Source organism: Nocardioides limicola, assembly GCF_016827675.1.
In the GTDB taxonomy this organism is placed as follows: Bacteria; Actinomycetota; Actinomycetes; order Propionibacteriales; family Nocardioidaceae; genus Nocardioides; species Nocardioides limicola.
On the sequence record NZ_JAERJA010000012.1, the window covers coordinates 15,350 to 31,096 of the forward strand.

Below are 15,747 nucleotides of genomic sequence, written 5' to 3' on the forward strand. Positions count from 1 at the left end.
AGGGTCGCGATGAGATGGCATCCTGACCAGATGCGACTGCGACCGAGGGATCGTGCCCGGGCCCGGGCACGATCCCTCAGCCTCGCCCAGCAGGTGCTGGTGCTGCTGCTGGCCCTGGTGGTGCTGCTGATCGGCGCCGGCACCGCGGCCGCCGTCCTCGACGCGCAGCGCGGCAGCGCCAAGGAGGCCGAGCGCCGAGCGGTGGCACTCGCGCAGGCACTCGCCGTACTGGCCGTGCCGGTGTACCTCGACGAGCAGATCACCGACCAGCACACCGGCGGCGGTTCGGCGGCGCTGCAGCCGCTGGCAGAGGCGGTGCGGGCCCGCACCGGCACCGACTTCATCGTGTTCATGACCCTCGAGGGCACCCGACTCTCACACCCGAACCCGGATCTGATCGGCGGCACCTTCCTGGGCACCATCGGCCCGGCCGCCGCCGGCGGAGTGGTCACCGAGACCTACGAGGGCACCCTCGGTACGTCGGTGCGAGCGGTGGTGCCGATCCTCGACGGCGACGACCCGATCGGCCTGGTCTCGGTCGGCATCCTCCAGGAACAGATCTGGACCTCGGTACGCCGCGACATCGCGCTGATCGTGCTGGTCGGCCTGCTCGCCCTCGCCCTCGCCCTGGCTGGAGCGTGGGCCATCAGCCGAAGGCTCGATCGGCTCACCCACGGGTTGGGGCCGGTGGAGATCACCCGGATGTACGAGCACCACCAGGCGGTGCTGCACGCGGTCCGGGAGGGGCTGATCGTGGTGGGCGCCGACCGGACGGTGGTGCTGGCCAACGACGAGGCCGTCAACCTGCTCGACCTGCCGGCCGAGCACGTCGGCCGCGACGTCGGCGACCTGCCGCTGCCGCCGGCGCTGGCCGACCTGCTCGGCTCCGGTGCCCGGGCCGCGGACGAGCTCTTCGTCTGCGGCGACCGGTTGCTGGTGGTCAGCCAGCGGCCGACCATCCGCGACGGGGTGGTGCTGGGCACCGTCACCACGCTGCGGGACCACACCGAACTCGAGGCGCTCACCGGCGAACTGGAGACCACCCGCGGCTTCGCCGAGGCGCTGCGGGCCCAGGTGCACGAGGCAGCCAACCGGCTGCATGCGGTGGTGATGATGGTGGAGACCGGCGAGCCCGAGCGAGCCGTCGAGTTCGCGACCGCCGAGATCGAGTCCTCCCAGCAACTGGCCGACTCACTGATGGCCTCGGTCAGCGACCCGGCGGTCGCCGCGCTGCTGCTCGGCAAGACCGCCCAGGCCCGGCAGCGAGGGGTGGAGCTGACCGTCGACGCACACGGCGAGATCGGTTTCCTCTCCGACCGGGAGCTGGTCACCCTGATCGGCAACCTGGTCGACAACGCCATCGACGTCAGCGCCCAGGCCGAGCCACCGCGATGGGTCGGGGTCGCCCTGGCCGGGGACGCCGAGGGGCTGCGGGTCCGGGTCAGCGACTCGGGTCCGGGGCTCGATCCGGCGCAGGCCGACGAGGCGTTCAGGTGGGGCTGGTCCACCAAGTCCGGCGACGAGCGGCCGCACGGGCGCGGACTGGGGTTGGCCCTGGTCCAGCAGATCGTCGCCCAGTACGGCGGCTCGGTGCACACCGACCGCGACCCGGCCGTCGTCGAGGTGTGGCTGCCGGCTCCGGGCAGCGAGCGGGCGCGATCATGACCCGACCCCCGACAAACCCCCGACCCATCCGCACCCTGGTCGTCGAGGACGAGGTGCCGATCGCCCACGCGCACGCCACCTTCGTCACCCGGGTCCCCGGCTTCGAGGTCGTCGGCATCGTGCACAGCGGTGCCGAGGCGCTGCGGTTCACCGCCGGCCACGACGTCGACCTGCTGCTGCTCGACGTACGACTGCCGGACATGACCGGCCTGGACGTGGTCCGCGAGCTGCGCGCCCACGGCTCCACCGTCGACGTGATCGTGGTGACCTCGGCCCAGGAGACTCACGTGGTCCGCTCCGCGGTCGCCTACGGGGTGGTGCAGTACCTGCTCAAGCCGTTCACGTTCGCCTCGTTCCGGGACAAGCTGGAGCGGTACGCCGACTTCCACCGCCGCCTCGACTCGGAGGGGCCGGGCGCCGCCCAGCACGATGTCGACCGGGCCCTGGCCGCGCTCCGCGGAGCCTCCGGTGGGCCGCTCCCCAAGGGGATGAGCGCCGAGACCCTGGAGTCGGTGATCGCTGCCCTGCGCGGCGCCGAGGGTGGGCTCTCCGCCACCGAGGTGGGCCGGCTGCTCGGCGCGGCCCGGGTCACCGCCCGGCGGTACCTGGAGCATCTGGCCGACCAGGGGACCGTCAGTTGCGAGTTGCGCTATGGCCAGACCGGCCGCCCGGAGCGGATCTACCGGTGGACGAGTTAGAAGGACCGGCTCCAGAAGTCCCAGAACCGGATCCCGATCAGCACCACGATCACCAGGAACCAGACCGTGAGCACGGTGAACCGCCACTGCCACAGCGTCTCGACGAAGCCGCGGGAGTCGTCGTGGCGCAGCGCGAGCAGGGTGAACCAGAGCGCCAGCGGGAGGGTGACCGCCCAGACCACCATGCACCAGGGGCACAGCGCCCCGATCCGGTAGAGGCTCTGGAAGATCAGCCAGTGCACGAAGACCGCTCCGGCCACCGAGCCGAGGGCCGCGCCGCCCAGCACCCAGGTCGGCACGGTGACCCGGGCCGCCATCAGCACTCCGAGGGTGAGGATGACACTGAAGCCGATCAACCCCAGGAACGGGTTCGGGAAGCCGAACACGCCCGCTTGGTCGGTCAGCATCACCGTCCCACAGGAGAGCACCGGGTTGAAGTTGCAGCTCGGCTCGAAGTCGGCGTCGGTGAGCAGCCGGACCTTGTCGGCGGCCAAGGCCAGCGAGGCGGCCAGACCGACCGCAGCCAGCAGGGTGACCCCGACTCCGGTGCCCCGGGTGACGCGGCCAGTCGTCATCGGGCCGGTCGTCATCGGGCCAGCGCGGCGGCCACGGCCGCCTCGACACCGGCGCTGCTGATGTCGTCGACGGGCTCCCCGTCGACCAGCACCGTCGGGGTGCCGGTGAAGAAGTCCTGGTCCAACATCTTCTCGGTGGTGGCGCGCACCCAGTCGGCGTAGTCACGCTCGGCGATGCAGGTGGCGACGGCATCCTCGTCGGCGCCCGCCATCCGGGCCACCTCGAGCAACTGCGCATCGGTGAGCCCGGGACCACCGCTGGCCGGCTGGTTGGCCATCAACTGGAGGTGCATCTGGGACCACAGCGACTCGTCCTCGTTGACCACACAGGCAGCGGCGTTGAGGGCCCGGCTGGAGTATTCATCGGTGGAGGCACGGTCCAGGAACGCCACCGGCCGGTACTCCACCAGGACGTCGTCGCCGTCCGCGTAGTCGCCGAGCAGTCCGGCGTTGCTGATCGCGAAGACCTGGCAGTGCGGGCAGGCAAAGTCCTCGATCACGGTCAGGGTGACCGGTGCTTCGGGGTTGCCGACCTCGACGCCACCGGCGGCGGTGAAGCCGGCCGGCGCGGCGGTCGACGGCGGGGTCGTCGGGTCAGCGGCGGTGGAGCCATCGCGCAGCTTCAGCACGGCCACGGCGACACCCGCGACCACGATGATCAGGCCGAGGATCACCGCCACCTGGATCAGGGCGCTGCGACCGGCCGGGCGGCCCTGGGGGTGACGACCTTGACTCGTGGGCACAGTGCTTTCCTCCTGCTCGGGACTGCGATCAGGCTAGCCAGCCCCGCCAACCGTGTGCGGTGGTGGTGGTCTCGATACGTCCGCTCGTTCCTCGCGGACACTCGACCACCGAACGCAGCACCGGACACTCGACCAAAGAACGATCCGGTGGTCGAGTTCCGCCGAGCTTGCGAGGTGGTGTATCGAGATCCACCGAACGAGGCCGGTCAGTCCGAGGTGGTGCCTCGGGGGACCGGTGCCCGCCAGTGGTAGCGCATCGCCAGCATCCGCAGCACGAACGCGAGCACGGCGGCACTGACGGCGGTAGGGGTGGCCGGACCATCGGCCAGGTCGGCCAGCACGACCACGGTCGCGCCGAGCAGCGCGGGGATGACGTACAACTCCGACCCGTGCCGCAGCACGGTCGGGATCTCGCCCGCCAGCAGGTCCCGGACCACTCCGCCGCCGACCGCAGTGGTGACGCCGAGCAGCACCGCCTGCACCGGACCGAGCCCGAACTCCAGCGCCTTCACGGTCCCGGTGACACAGAACAGGCCGAGCCCGGCAGCATCGAAGACCATCAGCACCCGGGTGGTCCGCTCCAGCACCGGGTGCCACCACAGCACGATCAGGCTGACCACCAGCGGTGGCACCAGGTAGACGACGTTGGTGAACGCCGCCGGGGGAGTGGCGCCCAGGATCAGGTCGCGCAGCACGCCGCCACCCAGTGCGGTGGCCATCGCCAGCACCGCCATCCCGACCAGGTCGAATCGCTTCCGGACCGCCAGCAGGGCTCCGGAGATCGCGAAGGCGGTCACCCCGATGATCTCCAGGACACGCACCACGGGGTCGGACAAGTCGAGCACGCGCGATTGTTGCACGCGGCGGGGATCCCTCAGCCGTCGAGCCGGCGCGCCAGGGTGAGTGCGTAGTCGTCGTCGGTCCACCAGTGCTCGCAGGTCAACCCGGCCTCCCGCAGCTCGGCAGCGATCCGGTCCCGGCGGAACTTGGCCGAGATCTCGGTGCGGATCTCCTCGCCCCTGGCGAAGGTCACCGTCAGGCCGAGATCGGCCAACTGCACCTGCATCTGCTCGGTGGCGCGCAGCCGCATCTGGATCCACTCCTGCTCGGGGTCCCACCGGGCGACATGGGCGAACCGGTCCGGGTCGAAGTCCGCGTTCAACTCCCTGTTCAGCACCCGCAGCACGTTGCGGTTGAACTCGGCGGTGACACCGGCGGCATCGTCGTACGCTGCCACCAGCCGAGCCGGCTCCTTGACCAGATCGAGGCCCAGCAGCAGGGTCTCACCAGCATGCATGCTCTGGGCCAGGCCGCTGAGGAACACCGCGCGCTGCTCGGGGGGATAGTTGCCCAGAGTGCTGCCCAGGAAGGCGATCATCCGGGACCCCGGCGCCGGCAACTCGTCGAGATGCACGTCGAAGTCGGCGATCGTCGCATGCACGGGCAGTGTCGGGTAGTCGGCACGCAGTCCGGCCACCGCGGCCCGGAGGGCGCCGGCGCTCACGTCGACCGGGGAGTAGCCGACCAGGTGTCCGGTCCGATCCAGCGCGTCCAACAGCACCCGGGTCTTCTCCGAGGAGCCCGACCCCAGCTCGAGCAGCATCTCGGCACCGGCGACGGCCGCGATCTCGTCGGCGTACTTGTCCAGCAGCCCCTGTTCGGCCCGGGTCGGGTAGTACTCGGGCAGTCGGGTGATCTGGTCGAACAGGTCGCTCCCGAGGTCGTCGTAGAAGTACTTGGGAGGCAGCCACTTCTCCGCCGCGGTCAGCCCGATCCGCGCGTCCTCGACCAGGTGGCCGCGCAGCGTCGAGGAGTCCAGCAGCACCTGCCAGGTGTCGGTCATCGAGGGTCTCCTCCGTCGGCCAGTCGGACCCCGGTCAGCGGCCATCGGGCGCCGGGCGGGAAGAAGTTGCGGTACGACGCACGGGTGTGCCCCGGTGGGGTGAGTGCACAGCCGCCACGCAGCACCATCTGTGAGGACATGAACTTGCCGTTGTACTCGCCGATCGCGCCCTCGGCGGGCCGGAAGCCGGGGTAGGGCAGGTACGCCGACGCGGTCCACTCCCAGCAGTCCCCGAACAGTTGCCGCGGGCCGGGGCCCGAGGTGCCTGCAGCGCGGGGGTGCCAGCTCCGGGTGTCGGCCAGGTTGGCGTCGGTGCCGCCGGTGGCCTCGGCGAGCAGTGCGGCGTGCTCCCATTCGGCCTCAGTGGGCAGCCGCTTGCCGGCCCAGGTCGCGAACGCATCGGCCTCGTAGTGGCTCACGTGGCAGACCGGCAACGACGGGTCCAGCGGCACCGTGCCGTGCAGCGTGTGCTCGTGCCAGACACCGTCGGACTCGCGCCAGTACAACGGTGCCTGCCACTGTTCGGCCTGCACCTGGGCCCAGCCGTCGGAGAGCCAGAACTCCGGTCGCCGGTAGCCGCCGTCGGCGATGAACTCCAACCATTCGCCGTTGCTGACCAGTCGGTCTGCGAGCCGGTACGGCGACAACCAGTGCTGGTGCCGGGGGAGTTCGTTGTCGAAGCTGAAGCCGCCCCCGTCGTGACCGATCTCGACCAGGCCGCCGGCGTACTCCACCCAGCCCAACTCCTGCAGGGTCCCCGGCTCGGCGGGAGCGCCCGCGTACACCGGCTGCAGCGGGTTCAGGGAGAGGACGTGTTTGATGTCCATCAGCAGCAGTTCCTGGTGCTGCTGCTCGTGGTGGAAGCCGAGCTCGAGGATGGGCAGCACCTTCTGCAGGCTGCCTTCGTCGAGGCTGCCGATCAGCTCCCGGATCCGGTCGTCGACGTGGCGTCGGTAGACCCCGACGTCGTGGCTGCCCGGACGGCTGATCACGCCACGCATCGGCCGGGAGTAGCGCGGGCCGACCGCCTCGTAGTAGCTGTTGAAGAGGAACCAGTACTTCCCCTGGAAGGGAACGAAGTCGGCTTCCTGCTCGGCGAGCACGAACGTCTCGAAGAACCAGGTGACGTGCGCACGGTGCCACTTGGTAGGGGACGTGTCCGGCATCGACTGGACGGTCTGGTCCTCGGGTGACAGTGGCGCCGCGAGTTGCTCGGTGTAGCTGCGGACGGCGTCGTAGCGGACCAGGACCTGGTCCGCCACCGGGCTCAGTGGCTCCTGGGTGCTCACGCGTCGAGTCTGCCATTGGTCGCCGAAGGGCTCCGGGTGCCTGCTCACATAGGCGTTTCGGAGCCGCCCCGGGACCCGGATTGGTGGCTCCTCGATCGGGTCCCGCCGCCCACCGGCTCAGAGGGGGCGTCGGGCCCGCACGGCCCGGAGGAACACGATCGTCACGAACGTCGCCCAGAACAGGTGGTGGGCCACCAGCACGCCGAGCAGGCCCCAGTCCAGCCACCGGCACAGCAGCAGCCCGGCCGGCAGGAAGACGGCGTACTCACCGGTCAGGCTGGCGATCAGCGACGCCCGCGTGTCCCGTGAGGCCCGGCAGACCGTCAACCCGAGCACGCAGGCGCCCTGCCAGCCGACCTGGGCCCACGCCAACCAGCCCAACATGCCGACCACGGCCGCGACCTCAGGTCCGCCGACGGAGCGGACCACCATCGGAGCGACCAGCCCGCCCAGCACGAACAGGGCCAGCGCCACGCCGGCGAACAGCAGGACGGCGTTGCGGACCGCGGTGCCGAACAGGTCCCGGCGCTGCGCCCCCTCGGTCTCGGCGAGGACGGTCAGCAGGCCCTGACCGGCGGCGTAGAGCAGCACCCAGCCAACCATCACCTGCACCTCCAGGAGGCGGCTCGCGGACAGTACCTGCGGGGAGGAGTCGGCCAGCACCAGCACCACCACCAGCCCGGAGGCGGAGCTGAACGCGGCCAGCAGCATCTCCGGCCAACCCAACCCGAGGACGGCCCCCACCGCGGTACGGGGGGCCCGGAGGGCGAAGCGCCACCGCAGCCGGCGGGTCGAGGACTGGCGCCGGTTCCAGCACACCAGCACCGCAGCCCCGGCCGCATAGCCCAACGCGGTGCCCACGGCCACGCCCACCCACCCCCAGGCGAGTCGTAGCCCCAGCGAGGCGACCACATCGACACCGGCGGTGGCCAGGCCGGCGATCAGCACCACCCGGGTCCGGCCGGCCGCGGTCGCGTAGCCGCGCAGTACGCCGGCGAGCACGGCGAAGGGCAGACCCAGCACGGTGATGCGCAGGAAGTCGCCGGCGAGTGCGGGGTCGGCAGCGCCGCCGGCCAGGGCCCGGCACAGCCACGGCGCTGCGCCCCACACCACGAGCAGGGGGCCGATCCCGACCAGCAGGGCGGCACGGAGGGTGGCTTCGGCAGCGGCCCGGGCCGCCGAATCGTCCGCGGCGCCGAACGCCCGCGCGGCCTGGATCTGGGTGGCGATGCCCAACGCGGTCAACGTCATCACCGCCACCGTCAGCACCGACCCGGCCACCACCGCCGAGGCCAGCACCTCGACCCGCTCACCCCCGAGCAGGACGACATCGTTGGCGGCCACGCCGACCGTGATCAGGCCGTGCAGCGCCAGCGGCCAGGCCAGTGACAGGATCCGTCGCCGGGATACGTCATGGGTGCTCAGATGAGTGGACACGGCAGGTCCTCCGGCGTGCAGCCGGCCGGGCGGACCGTGCTCGCCCCGACCGCCAGGACCCGCACCACCACCGGTCCGTCCGCCGCCCTCAGGTCGGCGGGCGTCAGCTCGACCTCCACCACGTCGGTGAAGAGGTCGGCCAGCAGCGACCGGGCGCCCACGTCCGGGCGGGCCCGTGCCGCCGGGAGCGCCGGACCGGTCAGACGCTCCCAGACCGCTGCGGCCAACTCGGGGTCGAGGAGGAGTTGGACGTGCCTGCTCAGATCGGCGACGTGCGCCCAGCCTGGCTCGGCGTAGCGGCGATCCGACCGCCACGGATCGAGGCCGGCCGTGGCGCACAGGGCCGGGCCGATCGTGGGGTCCAGCAGTTCGGCGGCCTGGGCCAGCGAGACGACGGCCTCCAGCCAGGCCTTGGTGGCGGCCATCCGGCGGTGTGGCCGGTACGACGCTCCCACCCCGAGCAGGCCCCGGCCGGGATCGCGGAGGCCGACCACTGCCACCTCCGGACCGGGGGCCGTCGGCAGCAGGTGCACCACCATCTCCAGCCCTGCCGCCCGGGTGGCCCGCAGCAGCCGCTCCTCGAGTACGCCGTCCGGCAGCGTCGGCGCCAGCCTCCTGGTCCGCCAGGCCCGGGCGACCGTGTCGCGTTCGACGACCTCGGCGGCGGCGTTCTCGATCGCCTGGCGCAGGTGCTGTCCCGCGGCCAGCCCGGTGCTGCCCTGGGGGTAGCCGGTCCGTCGCGGACCGCCCGGTGGTGGTGGCTGGTGGGGGAGGAGGGCCGCGGCCGGCCGGGGCACCAGCCGGGTGTCGGTGGCGGTCAACCACTCGATCGCCGTGTCCGTCTCGGCCGGGCCGCCGAGCGAGTGCGGGGTCAGGTGCGGCCGGCCTGCCTCGAGGAGGCTGCGGGGGCTCGCGACCAGGTCCGCGGGTCGGGGGTGGCTGGCGCCGTACCGCTCCCATGCCTCACCCAGACAGGAGGCTCGTGCGACCTCGTCCCCCAGGGCTGCGCCGGCGACCGTCAGCGGCCCGTCGGGCAGGTGCACCCGGGCCCGGTGCCGGTGCACGAGTCCGGGCAGCGGCCACGGCCCCGGCCCGGGCTCGGGGCTCGAGTAGAGGCCGGTGCGCGGGTCGGCCCAGTCGGTCAGGGAACTCATGTGTGTGGCAGCGGGACCCGGTTGCGGTTGCTGCGCCGGGTCGGGTCGCGGGGCTGGAACGCGGCCGGGGCGTTGCCGTAGGTTCCCGGTGCGGTGACCCGGACCACGGCCAGGCCCACCTCGGCCACGTCGGGGGTGGTGACGTCGACGCTGATCGGGTGCTCGCCGGTGACCCGGATGCACTCGTCGCGGTAGTGATCGCGTGCCGGTGCGGTGAACCCGAGCCGCGCCTGGACCTCGGCCAACGGCACCTCGTCGCCCTCGGTGAAGAGCCGGTCCGTCCAGGGGCGGCTGCGCGGATCGAGGTGGATCTGCGCCTGGCAGAGCAGGTCGGTCACGTCCCGGAAATCCTCGGCATAGGAGTCCAGGTAGCGCCGGTCGGCCCGCCACGGCTTGAGGGACGATCCGTCGATCATCCCCTCGGTCGCCGCCTGATAGGGGCCACCGGCGGGGTCGAGCAGCCCCTTGCCCAAGGAGCGGACCGAGACCGCCTCCCCGGCCGCCTTCAGGACCGCCTCGGCCGCGTCCGGCCGGGCCGCCGAGCCGAGGGCCACGATGTCCAGGACGGGGTCGCGGACCACCACCGCCAGCACCGGGACCCGCCACGGGCCGGGCACCTCGAGCACGACGTAGTCGAACAGCGGGTCGGCGGCCGCCGACATCCGCGCCGTCACCTCGGGGGGCAACTGCACCCGACGGGCCGGGGCGCCGGAGTCCCACCACAACTCCACGGCATCACGCTCGATGATCTCCTCCAGGGCGGAGGTCTCCGCCCAGGCACGGTCGGGTCCGGCAGCGAGTCCGGCGTAGGCGACGAAGTTGGTCACCGGCTCCCCGGCTCGGGGGCCGTAGAGATAGTTGACGTAGACCAGGGAGGCGGGCACCAGCGTCTCGGCCCCGGTGACCAGGTCGCTGCCGGGCACCCAGCACACGCTCACGTCGCGGGTGAACGGTTGGCACGGGAAACCGGGGGTCCGGTACTGCTCCTCCGAGTGCAGGCGCAGCGTGGCCGGGTCCAGGGCGGGTGTGCCCTCGGTGGCGAGCTCGCGCCAACTGGCCCGCCGCAGGTCGGCGGGGACGAAGTTGCCGCAGTAGCGCTCCACCGCCTCGCCGAGCGCGGACATGGTGGCCCGGCGTACATCCCCGTAGGCGGTGCCGGTGGAGATCCGGTCGGCTCGCCAGGCCCGGTCGTGCCCGGAGTCGGCGACGGCGGTGGTGACCAGGTGGAAGTCGGTCGGCCACTCCGGCGGGTTGTCGTAGCGCTGGGTCTCGGTGACGATCCCGGTGCGCGGGTCGACCAACAGGTTCCAGTCGGTCACGCCGGCACCCGCTCCATCAGCCCGCGTGGCACCGGGAGCACCGGATGGGTGGTCAGGTCACCGCCCGGACGCATCGGCACCACCACCTGGTGTCGCCGCAGGTGGGCGGCGTTGCCCGGCAGCCACTCCAGCAGTCGTCGTACCGCGTCCTGGGCGTCGGCTCGCGAAGGTCTCAGGTCGTGCGTGTCGCCGTGGCGGGACCAGTTCTCCCAGAGTGCCTGCAACTGAGGACGCGTCGGGCTGGCCGCCAACCGGCGGAAGCGCACGTCGGCCCAACTCAACCCGTCTCCGAGCACCGGGCCCAGCACCAGGGCTCCGAGCTCGCGGTGCACCGGCAGCCAGGCGCCCTGCGCCTGCCCGGCAGCGTCCCGGTCGGTCAGGACGGTGTCGTCGAGCAGGTCGGCGACATGCACGGAGACCGGCATGCCCAGCGGCCGGAGTGCCGCAGCCACCGTCTGAGGTCGGAGGAGGTCGGTCAGGTGCCAGGTCGGGCACGGCGTCCGCGGCTGGTCGGCGAGTTCCCCGACCTGCCAGTCCAGTACGGCGGCGGTGACCTCGGCGGCGATCCCGGTCGCGGGCACCGGCGCCGAGCCGAGCAGTACCGGGGTCAGTGCGTCGAGGTCGCCGGTGACCGCGGCGAAACGTTCGTCGGGGGCGACCAGCAGCAGTGAGTCGTGGTCCGGGATGACGGTGGACCCGTCGTGGAGATGCAGGAAGGGCATGGGATCCGGTTCGTGAGAGAGAATCGAGGTGCCGTGCTGCGGCGCCCGATGTGAGCGGGCGCCGCAGCACGGTCTGTGGAGTTGCACGACCTCAGGTCGTTCACTTCCAGGCGTACGCGACTGCGGTCACGCCGGCGTGGTTCGACGAGTGGACCGCGAGGCCGGCCGGCTTGGCGCCGAGCACGGCGAAGTTCTTCGAGGTGGTCATGGGTCATCCCTCCTTCCCTGCGAATCGATGGACAGGGCCGCCCGATGGCGACTCCCAAACCCTAGTAGAATGAGAATCATTCTCATAACTCATAGCAGCGTGTCTCGCGATGCGGGAGGTGGCATGCGCGGGCGGTCGTTTGCCCATATCCCCCTAGGGGGATAGGGTGGTGGTCCGGATGACCACACCATGTCGGGGAGGTACTCAGATGACCGAGTTCACGATGGGCGCCACCGTCACCACGTCGTACGACGACACCGTGGCGCGGGTGCGCGAGTTGCTCGCGGAGGCCGGCTTCGGGGTGCTGACCGAGATCGACCTGCAGGCGACGCTGCACGCCAAACTGGGTGTGCAGACTGCGCCCCGGGTGATCCTGGGCGCCTGCCGGCCGCAGTTGGCCCATCAGGCGTTGCTCAGCGATCCGCGGTTGGCCACCGTGCTGCCCTGCAACGTGGTGGTCTCCGCCGAGGCCGACGGACGCACCCGCGTGGAGATCTTCGATCCGGCCGTCATGGTCTCCTTCAGCGATGACCCGGAGGTGGCCGCTGTGGCCGCCGACGCCCGGAACCGACTGGCCGGCGCCTTGGCGTCCCTCGCCGAGGCCAACTGAGGAGGACCTGTGCAACTCGACCCAGCAGAGATGAAGGCCGTGATCACCCGGATGAAGCGGGCGCACGGCCACCTGGCCACGGTGATCCGGATGATGGAGGAGGGCCAGGACTGCGAGTCCGTGCTCACCCAGCTCGCCGCGGTGAACAAGGCCCTGAGTCGCAGCGGCTACGCGTTGGTCGCCACCGGCCTGCAGCACTGCCTGACCCAGGACGGGCCGGACAGCGTGGACGTGAAGAAGATGGAGAAGCTCTTCCTGTCGCTGGCCTGAGGCCCGAGATCGTCGGCGCCGCTAGGCGATGACGGCGCCGACCCCACCGTCGGTGGGCGGCTCGATGCCCAGCAACCGATCCCGAAGCCGGGCCAGATCGCCGACCGCCTCGATGAACCGGACGGTGCTGTCGCCCACGCCCAGGTCGTCGAAGTAGTGGTGCCTCATCGCGGTCCTGGCCAGCAGGTGCTCGTCGTGCTCCAGTCGCGAGGCCAGCAAGGCGGTCAGGTCGGGAAGTGACCCGGAGTCGACGATGTCGGCGCACCGGCTGACCGGTACGTCGGTGCGCAGCCGCTCGGCGTCGTCGTGCCGGTCGGTGACCAGCATCGGCTTGTCCGTCTGCAGATACAGCCAGTCCAGGCCCACCGAGGAGACATCGGTGACCATCGCGTCGCAGCCGGCGAAGACGGCCAGGATGTCGCCCTGACAGACCCCCACATGTCCGGCTTCGGGGTCGGCGGTGGCCGCCTGCTCGATCAGGCTGAGGATCGCCCGGTGGCCCGCCCGGACGGCCGGCACCTCACTGGTGGTGACCTTCGGGTGCGGTTTGTAGACCACGCGCACATCGGGCACCGCGAGGATGGCGGCGACGATCTCGGGGCCGAAGACGTCGACGGAGGTGTAGCAGTTGTAGTCGGCGTCGCCCTCCCAGGTGGGGGCATACAGGACCGTACGCCGGGCGCTCGGCGTCAGCAGCGGGTCCGGGCGCAGGTCCAGTTGCGGGCGGCCGATCCTGACCAGCCGGGCCAGGTCGAACTCCATCAGCCCCGCCGCGTGCCGGTCCACCGCGGCCTGGCCGGCCACGAACACCCGGTCGTAGGCCTTGGCGTTGTTGCTGACCATGCTCTGCTTGTCGCTCTCGCCATGATTGATGTGCACGTGCATCATCTGGTGGTGCAGCAGCGACTGGAAGTTGAAGGTGCCGTTGTTGCAGTACAGCACCACCTTGGCGTCCAGGTGCCGGTAGAGGTCCACCAGGTCCGCGAAGTCCGGAGCCGAGTAGACCGGCAGCGTGGTCTGTGAGGTCACGATCGCGGCCGTCTCCCGGTCCCGGGTCACCACGCCCACCCGGTGCACCGGGTCGAGCCGCTCGGCGACCGGCAGCCACTGGAGAAGTTGGTAGACGCGGGTGGGGTCATCCGCGAAGTAGAAGACGACATCGACGTGGTGCACGGCCGCATCGTAAGCCCGTTCCGGCCCTGTCTGGACATCGGTGCGACCGGGCCTCCCAGCGCTGCCGACCGGCGTACCCGCTGGGTGTCGGACCGGCTTCGACGTAGGCTGAACGGATCTGCTGGTGGCGACGGGACGAAAGGCGACGGTGTGACGATCCCGACGTTCTCCGACCCCGGCCCGGGCCTGGCCGGGCGCTACGTGTTGGGCGAGTTGATCGGCCGGGGCGGGATGGCCGATGTGCACCGGGCCACCGACACCGTCCTGGACCGGCAGGTGGCGGTGAAGCTGCTGCGGCAGGACACCACCAGCCACGTCGACAGGGCCCGCTTCACCACCGAGGCGACCACGGTGGCCGCGCTGACTCACCCGCACATCGTGATGCTGCTGGACGCCGGCTTGGACCGGGACCACCCGTTCCTGGTGATGGAGCTCGTGGAGGGGGGCAGTCTCGCCGACCGGCTCGACGGCACCGGCTGGCCGCCGCAGCGGGTGGCGGTGCTGGGTCAACAGGTCGCCGAAGCGTTGGCGCTGGCGCACGGCCAGGGCATCGTGCATCGGGACGTGAAGCCGGCCAACGTGCTGATCACCCCGGACGGCACCGCCAAACTGGCCGACTTCGGGATCGCCCGACTGGTGGCCAGCAGCGGTGTGCACACACTGCCGGGGCACAGTGTCGGCACCCCTACCTACCTGGCGCCCGAGCAGTTGACCGGGGCCGAGATCAGCGCCCGCGCCGACGTCTACTCGCTCGGCCTGGTGCTGTTGGAGATGCTCACCGGGCGCAAGTCGTTCGACGGCACCGCCGCCGAGGTCGCCTTCGCTCGATTGGGCTCGGCCCCCACGGTGCCGACCGACCTGCCGGCCGGCTGGGCGGGGCTGCTCACCAGGATGACCGCGAGCGAGCCGGAACGCCGCCCGGATGCGGCGGAGTCGGCCCGGGGGCTCGCGGCCCTGGCGCGGGGCGAGGTGCCGGAGTTGGACCCGGTGGAGACCGTTGACTGGTCGATCACTCCCGGAGGTGAGACCCAGGTGCTGCGGACCCGGCCGCGCCGACGCCGGGCCGCCGTTGCCGGCCTTGCTGCGCTGCTGGTCACCTCAGCCCTGGTGGTCGCCTTCGGGGCCGGTGCCCGCAACGAGGCGCCCCCGGAGCCACCGCCGATCCCGCCCGGGGTTCCGGAGGAGTTGGTGGAGCCGCTCGAGGACCTGCAGGACGCGGTCTACGGGAGGACGTCATGACCCACCTGCTGAACTCGCTCGCGATCGGCCTGTGTGCCGCGCTGTTGGTCGGCTGCGGCGCACAGGCCCGCCCCGCTCCGGTGGAGCTGGTGCCGGCCCTGTCCGGTGCCCTCACCCTGATCGGCGCGGATGTCGCGGCCGGCGATCACGACCGCGCCCGCGGCAGCATCAGCGACCTGATCGTTCTGGTCGAGGCCGCGGTCGCCGCCGGTGAGCTCACCGCCGCCGAAGCCGAGCCGATCCTGACCGCGGCCGCGCGGTTGCGCCAGCAATTGCCCGAATCGGAGCCAGAGCCCGAGCCCGAGCCGTCGTCGCCGACCGGGGCGGTCGAGCCTGAACCGGACAAACCAGGCAAGCCCGGCAAACCCGGTCGCCCGGACAACCCCGGCAAGGGGAAGGGCCAGGGTCAGGGCAAGGGCCGCTGAAGTCAGAGGTCCAGCGCCACCCGGAGTGCCGTGTCGACCTCAGTCATCACGTAGCCGGGGAGTTCACCGATGAGCTCGGCATGAGCCAGTTCGGACTTCGGCACGAGCACAGGTCGAGTGGCCACGATCGTGGAGTCCAACGGCAGTCCGGACACTGTGGCCGGCACGAACACGAAGCCGGGTAGGTGAGCCCGCGATGTCGATGATGTCAGTGGCAGCAGCACGGTGGTGAGCCAGCCGGATGCGTTGAACCCGTCGGACTGGATCACCAGCATCGGACGGCGCTTGGTGGGCACTCCGGCAGACGCATGGTCCTCAAGGTCAACCCAGAGGAGTTGCCCACGGCGCGTCACCAGTCAGCCTCAGGCAGGGAGCGG

17 protein-coding genes are annotated in these 15,747 nt (G+C 71.4%); 6 read left to right on the forward strand and 11 right to left on the reverse strand.

Annotated features, from left to right (window positions below; translation table 11 throughout):
* Window positions 1-30: 30 nt before the first annotated feature.
* Together JKG67_RS15915 and JKG67_RS15920 are read left to right on the forward strand one after the other, a co-directional pair.
* Window positions 31-1,665 carry a sensor histidine kinase gene (locus JKG67_RS15915; protein WP_203338330.1) on the forward strand — a complete coding sequence of 545 codons (1,635 nt, stop codon included), beginning with the start codon at window positions 31-33 and terminating at the stop codon, window positions 1,663-1,665.
* Window positions 1,662-2,363, forward strand: coding sequence for a response regulator (locus JKG67_RS15920; protein WP_203338331.1), 702 nt, complete (start codon window positions 1,662-1,664; stop codon window positions 2,361-2,363). The genes JKG67_RS15915 and JKG67_RS15920 overlap by 4 nt, the downstream gene beginning before the upstream one ends.
* Here JKG67_RS15920 and JKG67_RS15925 read toward each other — a convergent pair.
* The 9 genes from JKG67_RS15925 to JKG67_RS15965 all read right to left on the reverse strand — a co-directional run bounded on the left by JKG67_RS15925 (window position 2,360) and on the right by JKG67_RS15965 (window position 11,445).
* A complete protein-coding gene (locus JKG67_RS15925) occupies window positions 2,360-2,938 on the reverse strand; it encodes a vitamin K epoxide reductase family protein (protein WP_203338332.1) in 579 nt (192 codons plus the stop codon). The genes JKG67_RS15920 and JKG67_RS15925 overlap by 4 nt on opposite strands.
* A gap of 11 nt (window positions 2,939-2,949) precedes the next feature.
* A complete protein-coding gene (locus JKG67_RS15930) occupies window positions 2,950-3,681 on the reverse strand; it encodes a thioredoxin domain-containing protein (RefSeq protein ID WP_203338333.1) in 732 nt (243 codons plus the stop codon).
* 206 nt (window positions 3,682-3,887) lie between these two features.
* Window positions 3,888-4,526, reverse strand: coding sequence for a trimeric intracellular cation channel family protein (locus tag JKG67_RS15935; RefSeq protein WP_307816600.1), 639 nt, complete (start codon window positions 4,524-4,526; stop codon window positions 3,888-3,890).
* Window positions 4,527-4,555: 29 nt separating this feature from the next.
* Window positions 4,556-5,524, reverse strand: coding sequence for an L-histidine N(alpha)-methyltransferase (gene egtD, locus JKG67_RS15940; protein ID WP_203338334.1), 969 nt, complete (start codon window positions 5,522-5,524; stop codon window positions 4,556-4,558).
* Entirely contained in the window at window positions 5,521-6,813 is a 1,293-nt protein-coding gene (gene egtB, locus JKG67_RS15945) for an ergothioneine biosynthesis protein EgtB (protein ID WP_203338335.1), read from the reverse strand. Before egtB ends, egtD begins: the two co-directional genes overlap by 4 nt.
* 117 nt (window positions 6,814-6,930) lie before the next feature.
* On the reverse strand, window positions 6,931-8,250 hold the full coding sequence (locus JKG67_RS15950) for an MATE family efflux transporter (protein WP_203338336.1): 1,320 nt from the start codon (window positions 8,248-8,250) through the stop codon (window positions 6,931-6,933).
* A complete protein-coding gene (locus tag JKG67_RS15955; RefSeq protein ID WP_203338337.1) occupies window positions 8,235-9,404 on the reverse strand; it encodes a YcaO-like family protein in 1,170 nt (389 codons plus the stop codon). Before JKG67_RS15955 ends, JKG67_RS15950 begins: the two co-directional genes overlap by 16 nt.
* Window positions 9,401-10,723: a YcaO-like family protein gene (locus JKG67_RS15960; protein ID WP_203338338.1), complete on the reverse strand. Its 1,323-nt coding sequence runs from the start codon at window positions 10,721-10,723 to the stop codon at window positions 9,401-9,403. Before JKG67_RS15960 ends, JKG67_RS15955 begins: the two co-directional genes overlap by 4 nt.
* Window positions 10,720-11,445, reverse strand: coding sequence for a serine/threonine-protein kinase (locus JKG67_RS15965; RefSeq protein WP_203338339.1), 726 nt, complete (start codon window positions 11,443-11,445; stop codon window positions 10,720-10,722). The genes JKG67_RS15960 and JKG67_RS15965 overlap by 4 nt, the downstream gene beginning before the upstream one ends.
* A gap of 416 nt (window positions 11,446-11,861) precedes the next feature.
* Between JKG67_RS15965 and JKG67_RS15970 the strand changes: the two genes are divergently transcribed.
* Window positions 11,862-12,263 (forward strand): DUF302 domain-containing protein, encoded by a 402-nt coding sequence (locus tag JKG67_RS15970; RefSeq protein ID WP_203338340.1) that lies wholly within the window; start codon window positions 11,862-11,864, stop codon window positions 12,261-12,263.
* Window positions 12,264-12,272: 9 nt separating this feature from the next.
* On the forward strand, window positions 12,273-12,533 hold the full coding sequence (locus tag JKG67_RS15975) for a metal-sensitive transcriptional regulator (protein WP_203338341.1): 261 nt from the start codon (window positions 12,273-12,275) through the stop codon (window positions 12,531-12,533).
* 21 nt (window positions 12,534-12,554) lie between these two features.
* Here the strand turns inward: JKG67_RS15975 and JKG67_RS15980 are convergent, their stop codons facing one another.
* Entirely contained in the window at window positions 12,555-13,706 is a 1,152-nt protein-coding gene (locus tag JKG67_RS15980; RefSeq protein ID WP_203338342.1) for a CDP-glycerol glycerophosphotransferase family protein, read from the reverse strand.
* A gap of 150 nt (window positions 13,707-13,856) precedes the next feature.
* On the opposite strand from JKG67_RS15980, the gene JKG67_RS15985 reads away from it, so the two are divergent.
* Together JKG67_RS15985 and JKG67_RS15990 are read left to right on the forward strand one after the other, a co-directional pair.
* Window positions 13,857-14,945 carry a serine/threonine-protein kinase gene (locus JKG67_RS15985; protein ID WP_203338343.1) on the forward strand — a complete coding sequence of 363 codons (1,089 nt, stop codon included), beginning with the start codon at window positions 13,857-13,859 and terminating at the stop codon, window positions 14,943-14,945.
* Window positions 14,942-15,370 carry a hypothetical protein gene (locus JKG67_RS15990; protein ID WP_203338344.1) on the forward strand — a complete coding sequence of 143 codons (429 nt, stop codon included), beginning with the start codon at window positions 14,942-14,944 and terminating at the stop codon, window positions 15,368-15,370. The genes JKG67_RS15985 and JKG67_RS15990 overlap by 4 nt, the downstream gene beginning before the upstream one ends.
* A gap of 2 nt (window positions 15,371-15,372) precedes the next feature.
* On the opposite strand, the gene JKG67_RS15995 is transcribed toward JKG67_RS15990, so the two are convergent.
* Window positions 15,373-15,723 carry a type II toxin-antitoxin system PemK/MazF family toxin gene (locus JKG67_RS15995; RefSeq protein WP_203338345.1) on the reverse strand — a complete coding sequence of 117 codons (351 nt, stop codon included), beginning with the start codon at window positions 15,721-15,723 and terminating at the stop codon, window positions 15,373-15,375.
* Between the last annotated feature and the right edge of the window lie 24 nt (window positions 15,724-15,747).